The organism is Pseudomonas sp. GW460-LB5, assembly GCF_059423245.1.
Genome location: NZ_JBWKXT010000026.1, coordinates 36,963 through 49,954, shown reverse-complemented (window position 1 = coordinate 49,954; position 12,992 = coordinate 36,963). Strand labels below are relative to the sequence as shown.

12 protein-coding genes are annotated in these 12,992 nt (G+C 62.7%); 4 read left to right on the top strand and 8 right to left on the bottom strand.

Going from position 1 to position 12,992, the window contains the following annotated elements:
• Positions 1–122 precede the first annotated feature (122 nt).
• Entirely contained in the window at positions 123–2,969 is a 2,847-nt protein-coding gene (locus AC07XM_RS16835; protein ID WP_060517599.1) for a valine--tRNA ligase, read from the top strand.
• Positions 2,970–3,141: 172 nt separating this feature from the next.
• Positions 3,142–4,095 (top strand): 23S rRNA (adenine(1618)-N(6))-methyltransferase RlmF, encoded by a 954-nt coding sequence (gene rlmF, locus AC07XM_RS16830; protein WP_016485059.1) that lies wholly within the window; start codon positions 3,142–3,144, stop codon positions 4,093–4,095.
• Between the two features lie 51 nt (positions 4,096–4,146).
• Here the strand turns inward: rlmF and AC07XM_RS16825 are convergent, their stop codons facing one another.
• On the bottom strand, positions 4,147–4,428 hold the full coding sequence (locus tag AC07XM_RS16825) for an HU family DNA-binding protein (protein WP_023046954.1): 282 nt from the start codon (positions 4,426–4,428) through the stop codon (positions 4,147–4,149).
• A gap of 370 nt (positions 4,429–4,798) precedes the next feature.
• On the opposite strand from AC07XM_RS16825, the gene yejK reads away from it, so the two are divergent.
• Positions 4,799–5,806, top strand: a complete 1,008-nt coding sequence (yejK, locus tag AC07XM_RS16820; RefSeq protein ID WP_016485058.1) for a nucleoid-associated protein YejK — start codon at positions 4,799–4,801, stop codon at positions 5,804–5,806.
• Here the strand turns inward: yejK and AC07XM_RS16815 are convergent, their stop codons facing one another.
• Positions 5,807–6,091 (bottom strand): GIY-YIG nuclease family protein, encoded by a 285-nt coding sequence (locus AC07XM_RS16815; RefSeq protein ID WP_016485057.1) that lies wholly within the window; start codon positions 6,089–6,091, stop codon positions 5,807–5,809.
• Positions 6,092–6,119: 28 nt separating this feature from the next.
• Between AC07XM_RS16815 and AC07XM_RS16810 the strand changes: the two genes are divergently transcribed.
• On the top strand, positions 6,120–7,019 hold the full coding sequence (locus tag AC07XM_RS16810; protein WP_143499763.1) for a hypothetical protein: 900 nt from the start codon (positions 6,120–6,122) through the stop codon (positions 7,017–7,019).
• On the opposite strand, the gene AC07XM_RS16805 is transcribed toward AC07XM_RS16810, so the two are convergent.
• From AC07XM_RS16805 to hisG, 6 genes are all read right to left on the bottom strand, one after another.
• The gene (locus AC07XM_RS16805; protein ID WP_016485055.1) at positions 6,998–7,483 is read right to left on the bottom strand and encodes a nuclear transport factor 2 family protein; all 486 of its coding nucleotides are present in this window, start codon (positions 7,481–7,483) and stop codon (positions 6,998–7,000) included. The two genes, AC07XM_RS16810 and AC07XM_RS16805, sit on opposite strands and share 22 nt — an antisense overlap.
• 157 nt (positions 7,484–7,640) lie before the next feature.
• On the bottom strand, positions 7,641–8,921 hold the full coding sequence (locus AC07XM_RS16800) for a CynX/NimT family MFS transporter (RefSeq protein WP_060517603.1): 1,281 nt from the start codon (positions 8,919–8,921) through the stop codon (positions 7,641–7,643).
• 13 nt (positions 8,922–8,934) lie between these two features.
• Positions 8,935–9,585 (bottom strand): FadR/GntR family transcriptional regulator, encoded by a 651-nt coding sequence (locus tag AC07XM_RS16795; RefSeq protein ID WP_060517605.1) that lies wholly within the window; start codon positions 9,583–9,585, stop codon positions 8,935–8,937.
• A 257-nt stretch (positions 9,586–9,842) separates the two neighbouring features.
• Positions 9,843–10,889, bottom strand: coding sequence for a histidinol-phosphate transaminase (hisC, locus tag AC07XM_RS16790; protein WP_016485052.1), 1,047 nt, complete (start codon positions 10,887–10,889; stop codon positions 9,843–9,845).
• A gap of 2 nt (positions 10,890–10,891) precedes the next feature.
• Complete coding sequence (gene hisD, locus AC07XM_RS16785; protein ID WP_023046950.1) at positions 10,892–12,217, bottom strand: histidinol dehydrogenase; 1,326 nt, start codon at positions 12,215–12,217, stop codon at positions 10,892–10,894.
• Positions 12,218–12,351: 134 nt separating this feature from the next.
• A complete protein-coding gene (gene hisG, locus AC07XM_RS16780) occupies positions 12,352–12,987 on the bottom strand; it encodes an ATP phosphoribosyltransferase (protein WP_016485050.1) in 636 nt (211 codons plus the stop codon).
• Positions 12,988–12,992 lie beyond the last annotated feature (5 nt).

Genomic DNA, 12,992 nt, shown 5'->3' with positions numbered 1-12,992 from the left:
CTGTAGGAGCGGCCTTGTGCCGCGAATGGGCTGCAAAGCAGCCCCAGCGGCTGTCGCCTCAACACCCCAGCTTGGTTATACTTCCCGGCTTTCCCGAATAAATGCACAGGGTCCCGCCGCGCATGGATAAGACCTACCAGCCGCACGCCATCGAAACTTCCTGGTACAACACCTGGGAGTCCGAGAACTATTTCGCCCCACAAGGTGCAGGCGAGTCCTACACCATCATGATCCCGCCGCCGAACGTGACCGGCAGCCTGCACATGGGCCACGGGTTCAACAACGCGATCATGGATGCCCTGATCCGTTTCCGCCGTATGCAAGGCCGCGACACCCTCTGGCAGCCAGGTACCGACCACGCCGGTATCGCCACCCAGATGCTGGTCGAGCGCCAGCTCGAAGCCAAGGGCCAGAACCGGCATGACCTGGGCCGCGAAAAGTTCCTGGAAAAGGTCTGGGAATGGAAGGACCAGTCCGGCGGCAACATCAGCCGCCAGATCCGCCGCCTGGGCTCGTCGGTAGACTGGAGCCGCGAGCGCTTCACCATGGACGACGGCCTGTCCGAAGCGGTCAAGGAAGCTTTCGTGCGCCTGCATGAAGACGGCCTGATCTACCGCGGCAAGCGCCTGGTCAACTGGGACACCAAGCTGCACACGGCCATCTCCGACCTCGAAGTGGAAAACCACGACGAAAAAGGCCACCTGTGGAACCTGCGCTACCCGCTCGCCGACGGCGCCAAGACCGCCGAAGGCCTGGACTACCTGGTCGTCGCCACCACCCGTCCGGAAACCCTGCTGGGTGACGCAGCCGTTGCGGTCAACCCGAACGACGAACGCTACCAGGCACTGATCGGCAAGTTCGTCGAACTGCCGCTGGTCGGCCGCCGCATCCCGATCATCGCCGACGACTACTGCGACCCCGAGTTCGGTACCGGCTGCGTGAAGATCACCCCGGCTCACGACTTCAACGACTATGAAGTCGGCAAGCGCCACAACCTGCCACTGCTGAACATCTTCGACAAGAACGCCTTCGTGCTGGCCAGTGCCCAGGCCTTCAACCTCGACGGCAGTATCAACGAGCAGGTCGACACCCGCCTGCCTGCCCAGTACGCCAACCTCGACCGCTTCGTCGCGCGCAAGCAGATCGTTGCCGACCTCGACGCCCAGGGCCTGCTGGTGAGCATTGACGACCACGCCCTGAAAGTGCCGAAAGGCGACCGTTCGGGCACCGTCATCGAGCCGTGGCTGACCGACCAGTGGTACGTTTCCACCAAGCCGCTGGCAGAACCTGCCATCGCTGCCGTGGAAGATGGCCGCATCCAGTTCGTGCCCAAGCAGTACGAGAACATGTACTTCTCCTGGATGCGTGACATCCAGGACTGGTGCATCAGCCGCCAGCTGTGGTGGGGCCACCGCATCCCGGCGTGGTACGACGAGGCCGGCCAGGTCTACGTTGGCCGCGACGAAGCCGAAGTGCGTGCCAAGCACAACCTGGGCGCCGACGTGGCCCTGCGCCAGGACGACGACGTACTCGACACCTGGTTCAGCTCGGGCCTGTGGACCTTCTCCACCCTGGGCTGGCCGGAACAGACCGAGTTCCTCAAGAAGTTCCACTCCACCGATGTGCTGGTAACCGGCTTCGACATCATCTTCTTCTGGGTTGCGCGCATGATCATGCTGACCATGCACCTGATCAAGAACGAAGATGGCACCCCGCAGGTACCGTTCAAGACCGTGTATGTGCACGGCCTGGTACGCGACGGCCAGGGCCAGAAGATGTCCAAGTCCAAGGGCAACGTCCTCGACCCGCTGGACATCGTCGACGGCATTACCCTCGACGCCCTGCTGGAAAAACGCACCAGCGGCATGATGCAGCCCAAGCTGGCCGAGAAAATCGCCAAGCAGACCAAGGCCGAGTTCCCCGAGGGTATCGCCAGCTACGGCACCGACGCCCTGCGCTTCACCTTCTGCTCGCTGGCCTCCACTGGCCGCGACATCAAGTTCGACATGGGCCGCGTCGAAGGCTACCGCAACTTCTGCAACAAGATCTGGAACGCCGCCCGCTATGTGCTGGACAAGGGCGAGGACTGCGGCCAGAACGGCGAAGCCTACGAGCTGTCGCTGGCTGACCGCTGGATCATCTCGCAGCTGCAGCGCACCGAAGCCGAAGTGACCCGCCAGCTGGAGCAGTTCCGCTTCGACCTGGCCAGCCAGGCGCTGTACGAGTTCATCTGGAACCAGTACTGCGATTGGTACCTGGAACTGTCCAAGCCGGTACTGTGGGACGAAAACGCCCCGGTCGAGCGCGCCCGTGGCACCCGCCGCACTTTGGTGCGCGTACTGGAAGTGGCGCTGCGCCTGGCGCACCCGTTCATGCCTTTCATTACCGAAGAAATCTGGCAGCGTATCGCGCCGCTGGCCGGTATCGAAGGCAAGACCATCATGCTGCAGCCTTGGCCAGTGGCCAATGAAGCCCGTATCGACGCGGCTGCCGAAGGCGACATCGAGTGGCTGAAGGAGCTGATGGTCGGCCTGCGCAATATCCGCGCCGAAATGAACATCGGCCCAGGCAAGCCACTGCCGCTGTTCCTGAAGAACGCCAACGCCGACGACCAGCGCCGCCTGCAGGAAAACGAAGCGCTGCTGAAGAAACTGGCCAAGGTCGAGTCGTTCACCGTCCTGGGGGATGCTGATGAGGCGCCGTTGTCGGCCACTGCCTTGGTCGGTGACCTGCAAGTGCTGGTGCCTATGGCTGGCCTGATCGACAAGGATGCCGAGCTGGCGCGCCTGAACAAGGAAATCCAGCGTCTGCAAGGCGAAGTGCAACGCGTGGGCGGCAAGCTCTCCAACGCCGCCTTCGTCGACAAGGCACCGCCTGCGGTCATCGAGAAGGAACGCGCCAAGCTGGCCGAGTCCGAACAGGCCCTCGCCAACTTCACCGAGCAGCATGCGCGGATTGCTGCGCTGTAACTTGACAATGCTGACCTGACCCGCGAGGGCTTTGCCCTCGTTCGCGGCACAAGGCCGCTCCTACAGGGACGGCGCCGGTTTGAAGGGCGCCGCTATCCTGTGGGAGCGGCCTTGTGCCGCGAATGGGCCCACAGCGGCCCTCTGGCCAGCACCTGCAGCACCGGACCCGAGCATGACCCAAAACAAACCCACCTTGCACCCGCGCAACCGCCACCAGGGCCGTTACGACTTCCCCAGCCTGATCAAGGCCCACCCTGACCTGGCCCGTTTCACCATTACCAACCCACACGGCAAACCCAGCATCGACTTCGCCAACCCCGAAGCCGTGCGGGTGTTCAACCGTGCCCTGCTCAAGGCCCAGTACGGCATTCAGCACTGGGACATCCCCGCCGACTACCTGTGCCCGCCCATTCCCGGCCGCGCCGACTACATCCACGTGGCCGCCGACCTGTTGGCCGACGACAATGCGGGTGAAATCCCCAAGGGCGCCAAGGTGCGTGCGCTGGATATCGGCGTTGGCGCCAACTGCATCTACCCGCTGCTGGGCTACAGTGACTACCGCTGGCGCTTCCTCGGCTCGGACATCGACCCCGTGGCCCTGGCCTCGGCCAAAGCCATTGTCCAGGCCAATGGCCTGGGCAAGGCCATCACCCTGCGCCAGCAGGCCAACCGCGCGCATATTCTCAGCGGCTTGCTGCAGGACGACGACCGCTTCGACCTGACCCTGTGCAACCCGCCCTTCCATGCCTCGCGCGAGGAAGCCACCCGTGGCAGCCAACGCAAGTGGAAGAACCTGGGCAAGCAGGACCCCAAGCGCAAGCTGCCGGTGCTGAACTTCGGCGGCCAGAACAATGAACTGTGGTGTGAAGGCGGTGAAATCCGCTTTGTCAGCCAACTGGTTGGCGAAAGCGTGCAATACGCCGAGCAGGTGTTGTGGTTCACCAGCCTGGTATCCAAAGCCAGCAACCTGCCGGGTATCGAGGCTGCGCTCAGCAAAGCAGGCGCCAAAGCCGTGCGCATCCATGACATGGGCCAGGGCCAGAAGCAGAGCCGCATGGTCGCCTGGAGCTTCCAGGACGACGCCGCGCGCAAGGCCTGGCACGCCCGGCGTAAAACCCAGGCATGAAAAAACCGCGCCTGGGCAAGCCAGGCGCGGTTTTTGTCAACGCTTCAACAATTACTTGTTGATGGCATCGGTCAGCACTTTGGCTGGAACGAACTTGACGACTTTCTTGGCAGCGATTTCGATGGCAGCGCCAGTCGAAGGGTTGCGGCCGGTACGGGCAGGACGCTCGGAGACTTTCAGCTTGCCGATGCCTGGCAGAGTGATTTCAGCGCCGTTTTCCAGCTGGTCGGCAACGATCTGGCCCAGTTGCTCCAGAGCGTTCTTGGCGGTGGTTTTTGGCGCGGCGATCGATTCGGCGATGTCGGCAATCAGTTGGTCTTTGGTCAATGCCATGGTGGTGTTCCTTCCCTATCAAATTCGATGGTTATGCAGCGAACTACGACGTTATCGGGCCAGCCCCTTACAGTGGAGGGCCGCGCCAATTGCGTATGTAGATACATAAATCGGCGTTTGGTTCGACACGACGACAGCACGCTGCCAGCACTGCGCCACACGAGGGGCGCAAGACCGCGCAAAACTACCACAGGAATGGATAAATATCCGCTGCGCACTTCGATTTAATGCAGGTTTTTCGGGGGTTTTAGCCTAAAACGCAGAAAACTGAACAAAAAACGAACAACCGACATATCTGCCAACATACGGCCACTGCATCACCTTGTGTCTAGGGTAAACTTGCCAACTTTTGCAGCTCGCCGAGAATCCCATGCCAATCCGTCATTGCATCGTTCACCTGATCGACAAAAAGCCCGATGGCAGCCCTGCTGTACTGCATGCCCGCGACGCCGAGCTGGCCGCATCCGATGCCATCGAAAACCTGCTGGCAGACCTCAACGACAGTTACAACGCCAAGCAAGGCAAGGCCTGGGGTTTTTTCCACGGTGAGTCTGGGGCCTACCCGCTCAGTGGCTGGCTGAAGCAGTACCTCGATGAGGAAAAGGACTTCACCGCCTTCAGCCGCGTGGCGGTGGAACACCTGCAAAAGCTGATGGAAGAGTCCAACCTGTCCACCGGCGGGCACACCCTGTTTGCCCATTACCAGCAAGGCATGACCGAGTACCTGGCGATTGCCCTGCTGCACCACAGCGAAGGCGTGGCAGTGAACGCCGAGCTTGATGTAACGCCTTCGCGCCACCTAGACCTTGGCCAGCTGCACCTGGCAGCGCGCATCAACCTGTCGGAATGGCAGAACAACAAGAGTTCCAAACAGTACATTTCGTTCATCAAGGGCAAGAACGGCAAAAAGGTCTCGGACTATTTCCGCGACTTCATCGGCTGCCAGGAAGGCGTCGACGGCCCAGGCGAAACCCGCACCCTGCTCAAGGCTTTCAGTGACTTCGTCGAGAGCGAAGACCTGCCGGAAGCGTCTGCCCGCGAAAAGACCCAGACCCTGGTCGATTACGCCACCACCCAGACCAAGCTGGGCGAACCGGTCACGCTGGAAGAGCTGTCCAGCCTGATCGACGAGGACCGGCCCAAGGCGTTTTACGACCATATCCGCAACAAGGATTACGGCCTGTCTCCGGAAATCCCCGCAGACAAACGCACCCTCAACCAGTTCCGTCGCTTCACTGGCCGGGCCGAAGGCCTGTCGATCAGCTTCGAGGCGCACCTGCTGGGGGACAAGGTTGAATATGACGAAGAGGCTGGTACCTTGGTCATCAAGGGCCTGCCAACGCAGCTGGTCGATCAGCTCAAGCGCCGCAAGGACTGATCAGCTGCCTGCATAGGAGGCGACCAGCGCCTCCTTGGCCGACTTGCGCAGCCGCTTCACCAGGCGCTCCTGGCGCAATGCCTCGCCTTTGTTCGGCCACTGCTCCACATACACCAGCGCCTGCGCGGGGCTGGTCTTGAAATACCGCGCGCCCTGCCCTTTCTGATGCGCCACGAAACGCCGCTGCGGGTCGTCACTGATGCCGCAGTAGAGCGAACCATTGGCGGCACGCACAAGGTAGACATACCAGGGTTTCGCTACCGGTTGCGGCAATTCTTCACTCACGACGCCAGCTCTTTCGATGATTAATTTGGTGAGCCCAACGCTTGAGGGCTACATCATGTTCCGCACACTACCGCAAATACTGCTCGGTGCAACGCTGTCGACCATCGCCGTTACCGCCAACGCCTCGATCGGCGCAAAGGTCGCCCAAAAAATGCAGGCCAACTACGACGCGACCCCGCCACAATGCGAGGGCGAAGCCGTACCCGCCCATGCCTGTTCCGGGGTGCTGCTAAGGTCGACCCGGCCCTCGCCCGCGTATCACACCTGGCACCACAGCCCCAACTCCAAGGCCAAAGGTGCGGTGTCGTTTTCCTACCTGCGCGCAGATATTCCGGTGACCCGCCTGGCAGAAGATGGCCGCAGCGGTTTCACCCTGCACCCCATGCTGCAAAGGCCCAAAGGCACCCTGCGCTATGAAATGCTCTGCGCCATGCCCAGCGATGGCGATACCTGGGAACGCGGCTCCCGCGGCTGCGGCGACAACCGCCAGACGGCGGATGTCGAAACCGTCTGCCATGAGCAAGGCATCCTGACGGCCGAGGACTGGATCGCGCAGTTCAGGAAAACCGGTGACTACAAACAGCAATGTGCCTTCGACATCCAGCGCGCCCGGGTGCCGGAGCGGGCAGAGGCTTTCCACCAAAGCCTGCGGGTCAAGCAATTGTTCGCCGCTGAAATGCCATTCCCGTGGAACGAGGTGATGATCGGCGCGTGGGACGAAGCACGCTCCGGCAGCTTGCCCATCCAATCGTTCTTCTACATCGACGGCCCATACGGCGCGCTTGAGCAGGCTCAGGCGGACCAACGCGACTGGCACCAGACCCACGGCAGCTTCATTCCCGTCATCCGCATACAACTGCCGAAGTCACTGCAGGACGGTGCCAGGTTCAGCTACCACGACGGCGATCAGGCTGTAGCGCTGCCCTGACTGTGCTGGTAAGCGCGCAGGCCCTTGAAGGCCTGCTGGCGCACCTTGTTCTTGAGCATGGGTGACCACCCCAGCAACATACCCGGCACACCCAACGCCTGCCGCGACCAGCGCCACAAGTCGAAGGTATCGTCATGCTGGCAGATCAACCCATCGCGAATCACAAACCGTGCCTGGATGTCGTTGACCACAACACGGCCGGTCTGGCTGAACAGGTAGGTCGCCACCCAGTGCGCGCCGCCACTGCGCTCGTCGGCGCGCACACTGTCGAATGCCAGGGTGAAGTTTTTGGCCCGGGTAGTGAGCATCCGCCACATGTCGCCCACATCCCTGCCGCGCAGGGTGCCGAAAACCGGGTCGCTGAAAACGATATCGTCGCTGTAACAGGCCACCATGGCCTCGGCGTCCAGGCGCTGGAAAGCCTGGTAGAAGCGGGTGATCAGGTCGCGGTTGGCGTCGCTCATGGGGCAGATCCGTCCAGGGCTCGAAAACAGCACCATAATCTGCTCCGCAGGCTTATGCCAGTGCCGGCCCCACAGGGATCACGCTGCCCGCAAAATGTGTGCAATGCCAGCGGGAGCGGCTTTACCCGCGATAGCGCCGGCAGTGCCAGCACATGCCTCAAACTTTCTCGCAGGTCACCTGCACATGCAAAGCACGCCCGGCACCCAGCCCGAATACGATGGCGCCAATGCCCAGGACGGCAAAAATCCAGCCCAGTGCCGCCCAGCCCCCGGTGATGTCGTGCACCAGGCCCACCGCAAACGGCCCCATCGACGCCAGGGTGTAACCTACCCCCTGGGCCATGCTCGACAGGTTCGCCGCCACATGGGCATCTTTCGAGCGCAGCACGATCAAGGTCAGCGCCAGGGCAAAGGTGCCACCTTGCCCCAGGCCCAGCACCACGGCCCATCCCCACAACCCGGACAACGGTGCATACAGGCAACCGAACAGGCCGGCCAGGGTGATGAGCATGACCAGCACGATGGCCAGCCGCTGGTCCTTGCCACGGGTGGCCAGCCAGGGCGCACTGAGCGAGCTGACCAGTTGCACGATCACCGACCCCGACAACACCAGGCCTGCGTCGGTCGGGCTCAGGCCGCGGCCGATGAGGATCGACGGCAACCAACCGAACACGATGTACGCCAGCGATGACTGCAGGCCCATGTACAGGGTTACCTGCCAGGCCAGCGGGTCACGCCACAGGCCACGCACGCGATAGGCCACCTTGTGCAGGCCATGCCCCCGTCGCGCCTGCGGCAGCCACACCAACATGGCCAGCAACGCCGGCAACGCCCAGAAGCCCAGCCCCATTGCCCAGCCACCCTCAAAATGCTGGGCCAAAGGCACCGTCGCCCCCGCCGCCATCGCCGCACCCAGGCACAACGCCATGGTGTAGACGCCAGTCAGCGTGCCAGCATGTTGCGGGAAGTCGCGTTTGACGATACCTGGCAACAAGACGCCGATGATGCCGATGCTGGCCCCCGCCATCAGGCTGCCGAGAAACACCCCGACAGCCCCAAAGGCGCTTCGTACCACGATGCCTAGCGCCAGGGTGACGAGAATGCCGAGGATCACCCGCTCGCTGCCAAAGCGCCGCGCGAGCACCGGTGCCAGCGGGGCAAACAAGCCAAGGCAAAGTACCGGCAAGGTGGTCAGCAAGCCGGCCTGCGAGGCATTAAGCCCGAGGCCCTCGGACACCTGCCCCAGCACCGGCGCCATGCTCGACAGCGCCGGGCGCAGGTTCAATGCAACCAGCACCAGGCCAAGCAGCAACAGCCAAGGCCGCCGCAACACCACAGGTTGCTGCTGAACCTGCTCATCGTCAGCTTCGGCATCGATCAAAAGCTCATCGAGGTCGCGCTCGTTGCGCGGGGTGTTATGGGTTATGGATTCAGCCATGGCCTTCTCGGAGTCAGGATTCGATGAGGGTACGGCTCAGGCGCTTGGCCCGCTCCGCATCACGTTGTTCGATGGCGTCGAGGATCTGCCCATGCAGATCGAACGTGGCCTGGCAACGGGGCACGGTTGCCATGTTGTGCTTCAGAGCAGCCGCCACCACCCCGGCAAAGTACCGGTACAGCTCGCTTAACGCCGGGTTGTGCGCGGCATCGACCAGCCGCTGGTGAAATACCAGGTCGCACGCTACATATTCATCGACATCCCCGTGAAAGTGCCCGGCACTGCCGGCCAAGGCATCACGCAGCGCTTGCAGGTCAGTATCCGTTCGGCGCAGCGCCGCCAGGCCAACGGCTTCAGCCTCAAGGATATGGCGGGTTTCCCGGGCCTGCTCCGGGGTGCAGCGCGACATTGCCTGCACCGCCTGCAAGGGGTCATGCGCCGTGCGCAAGTAGCTACCGTCGCCCTGACGAATTTCCACCAGGCCACTGAAAGCCAGCACGCGCATCGCCTCGCGCACGGTGTTGCGGCTTATGCCCAGCTGATGGGCCAGCTCCGGCTCAGTCGGCAAGCGCTGCCCGACCTGCCAATCGCCCATCACGATACGCTCGCGCATGCGCTCCACGGCCAGCTCCACGAGAGAGCGCTTGGTCAACTCGGTACCCATCTCACTCAACCAATCATCCGATGAATCGACAGAGCTTAGTGGATATCGGGCAGCCGGGCAAACCACCAGGTATTTGAACCCAGGCGTTCGGGGTCGAAGAGAGCAGCCGTTAGGCTGTGGGCATGCCCTGCGAATAGGGGGCGCGGTGCCTGGCACCGGCTTCGCCGGTGTTCGCGGGGCAAGCCCGCTCCCACAGGGCGACTGCTAAATCAGGCAGTTAGCAGCTGCTCTGTGGAAGCGCAGGGCCATCAATCACGTCAGTTCAACGCATCGAGCAGCGCCTGGTTCATGTCTGGCGTGCCGATGGTAATGCGCAGGAACTGGGCAATGCGCGGCTGCTTGAAGTGGCGCACGATCACACCTTGCTCGCGCAGGCGTGCAGCCAGTTCGCCGGCATCTTGGTGCGGGTGGCGGGCAAAGATGAAGTTGGCGGCCGAAGGCAGTACCTCGAAACCCTTGGCCTCAAGCTGCCTGACCAAGACCTCGCGGCTCTCGATCACCTTGCGGCAGGTTTCCTCGAAATACTCGCGGTCTTCGAATGCCACCGCCGCGCCAACGATCGCAGCACGGTCCAAGGGATAGGAGTTGAAGCTGTTCTTGATCCGCTCCAGCGCCTCGATCAGGTCCGGATGCCCTACCGCCAGCCCCACCCGCAAGCCAGCCAACGAGCGCGACTTCGACAACGTTTGGGTAACCAGCAGATTGTCGTAGCGGTCCACCAGGCTGATGGCCGTCTCGCCACCGAAATCGATGTAGGCCTCATCGACCACCACCACCGAGTCACGGTTGGCCTGCAGCAACTGTTCCACCGCCTGCAGCGGCATCAGGCAGCCAGTCGGCGCATTGGGGTTGGGGAAGATGATGCCGGCATTTGGCTTGTTGTAGTCCTCGATGCGGATCTGGAACTGCTCATCCAGCGCCACCTGCTCGAAGGCAATACCGTACAGGCCGCAATAGACCGGGTAGAAGCTGTAGCTGATGTCCGGGAACAACAGCGGCGCATCGTGCTGGAACAGGCCGTGGAAGATGTGCGCCAGCACCTCGTCCGAGCCGTTGCCGACAAACACTTGCGCCGGGGTTACGCCGTAGTACTCGGCGACCGCCTGCTTCAGCCGGTCACCGTTCGGGTCCGGGTACAAGCGCAGGTTGTCGTTAAGCTCGCCACGCATGGCCTCCAGCGCCTTGGGCGACGGGCCGTAGGGGTTTTCGTTGGTGTTCAGCTTGACCAGACGGGCCAGCTTGGGTTGCTCGCCCGGCACATAAGGCACCAGGTCCTTGACGAAGGGGCTCCAGAATCGACTCATGCTCAGTTCCCCTTCTCTTGGGTCAGGATACGGTATTCGGCGCTGCGGGCGTGGGCGGTCAGCGACTCGCCACGGGCCAGGACCGAAGCCGTGTGGCCCAGCTCGGACGCGCCCTGCTCGGAGCAGAAAATGATCGACGAACGCTTCTGGAAGTCATACACCCCCAACGGCGACGAGAACCGCGCGGTGCCGGAGGTAGGCAGCACGTGGTTGGGCCCGGCGCAGTAATCGCCCAGCGCTTCGCTGGTGTGACGGCCCATGAAGATCGCGCCAGCGTGGCGAATGTGCGGCAACCAGGCTTGCGGGTCGGCCACCGACAGTTCCAGGTGCTCCGGGGCAATGCGGTTGGCCACGTCCATGGCCTGTTGCATGTCACGCACCTGGATCAGTGCACCACGGCCATTGATCGACTTCTCGATGATGTCGGCACGTTCCATGGTCGGCAGCAGCTTGCTGATGCTGGCCGCAACACGGTCGAGGAATGCGGCATCCGGGCTGACCAGGATGGCCTGGGCGTCTTCATCGTGCTCGGCCTGGGAGAAGAGGTCCATGGCGATCCAGTCCGGGTCGGTCTGGCCGTCGCATACCACGAGGATTTCCGACGGGCCGGCGATCATGTCGATGCCTACCTGGCCGAATACGTGGCGTTTGGCGGTGGCTACGTAGATGTTGCCCGGGCCGACGATCTTGTCCACCTGCGGCACGCTTTCGGTGCCGTAGGCCAGTGCAGCAACCGCCTGGGCACCACCGACGGTGAATACGCGGTCCACACCGGCGATGCAGGCGGCAGCCAGCACCAGTTCATTGACCTCGCCACGCGGGGTCGGCACTACCATTACCACTTCGGCCACGCCGGCAACCTTGGCCGGAATGGCGTTCATCAGCACCGACGAAGGGTACGACGCCTTGCCGCCCGGCACATACAGGCCTGCACGGTCCAGCGGGGTGACCTTCTGACCCAGCACGGTGCCGTCGGCCTCGGTGTACTGCCAGGAGTCCTGCTTCTGCCGTTCGTGGTACATGCGCACGCGGTTGGCGGCCTTTTCCAAGGCTTCGCGCTGGACCGGGGTAATGCGGGTCAGGGCCAGCTCCAGGCGCTCGCGACCGAGGATCAGGTCATCGATGCTGTTGGCCGAAACGCCGTCGAAACGCTGGGTGAACTCTACCAGTGCCGCATCGCCGCGCTCGCGCACGCCCTTGATGATGTCGAGCACGCGCTGGTTGACCGCGTCATCGGACACACTCTCCCAGCTCAGCAGATGATCCAGATGTCGGGCGAAATCCGGATCAGCAGCGTTGAGACGGGCAATTGCAGTGGACACGGTCATGGCGAGGGCCTCGATTATTAGCGAATGCTCAGGCACCCTAGGCTACCAGTCCATCCGCGCGGGCACCCGAGAAAAGTGGCTATGACGCGGATAGACGGGCGCGACGGCGAAAGCCGCGCGCAGTCGGTAGAGAGTCAGCCGCGGTGTCGCGATTCGACTGCTTGACGCAGCGTGTCGATCAGGCTCTGGATACGGGCGTGCTGCATTTTCATGGAAGCCTTGTTGACCACCAGGCGCGAGCTGATCGTGGCGATCAGGTCCTGGGGCTCCAGGCCGTTGGCACGCAGAGTGTTGCCAGTGTCGACCACGTCGATGATCTTGTCGGCGAGGTTGATCAGCGGTGCCAGTTCCATCGAACCGTACAATTTGATGATATCGACCTGACGGCCCTGTTCGGCGTAGTAGCGTTTGGCTACGTTGACGAACTTGGTGGCCACGCGCAGGCGGCCCTTGGGCTCGGGTGCGCCGACCACGCCGGCAGTCATCAGCTTGCACTGGGCAATCTGCAGGTCCAGGGGTTCGTACATACCCTGGCCGCCGTACTCCATCAGCACGTCCTTGCCGGCCACACCCAGGTCGGCGGCACCATGCTCGACATAGGTCGGCACATCGGTCGCACGCACGATCAGCAGGCGCACATCGTCCTGCGTGGTGGGGATGATCAGTTTGCGGCTCTTGTCCGGGTTCTCGGTCGGCACAATACCGGCCTCGGCCAGCAACGGCAGGGTGTCGTCGAGAATACGGCCTTTGGAAAGCGCGATGGTCAACATTGGAA

Coding starts and splice junctions, on each gene's coding strand:
- AC07XM_RS16835 (WP_060517599.1), top strand. CDS start 123: ATGGATAAGACCTACCAGCCGCACGCCATCGAAACTTCCTGGTACAAC.
- rlmF (WP_016485059.1), top strand. CDS start 3,142: ATGACCCAAAACAAACCCACCTTGCACCCGCGCAACCGCCACCAGGGC.
- AC07XM_RS16825 (WP_023046954.1), bottom strand. CDS start 4,428: ATGGCATTGACCAAAGACCAACTGATTGCCGACATCGCCGAATCGATC.
- yejK (WP_016485058.1), top strand. CDS start 4,799: ATGCCAATCCGTCATTGCATCGTTCACCTGATCGACAAAAAGCCCGAT.
- AC07XM_RS16805 (WP_016485055.1), bottom strand. CDS start 7,483: ATGAGCGACGCCAACCGCGACCTGATCACCCGCTTCTACCAGGCTTTC.
- AC07XM_RS16800 (WP_060517603.1), bottom strand. CDS start 8,921: ATGGCTGAATCCATAACCCATAACACCCCGCGCAACGAGCGCGACCTC.
- AC07XM_RS16795 (WP_060517605.1), bottom strand. CDS start 9,585: ATGGGTACCGAGTTGACCAAGCGCTCTCTCGTGGAGCTGGCCGTGGAG.
- hisC (WP_016485052.1), bottom strand. CDS start 10,889: ATGAGTCGATTCTGGAGCCCCTTCGTCAAGGACCTGGTGCCTTATGTG.
- hisD (WP_023046950.1), bottom strand. CDS start 12,217: ATGACCGTGTCCACTGCAATTGCCCGTCTCAACGCTGCTGATCCGGAT.
- hisG (WP_016485050.1), bottom strand. CDS start 12,987: ATGTTGACCATCGCGCTTTCCAAAGGCCGTATTCTCGACGACACCCTG.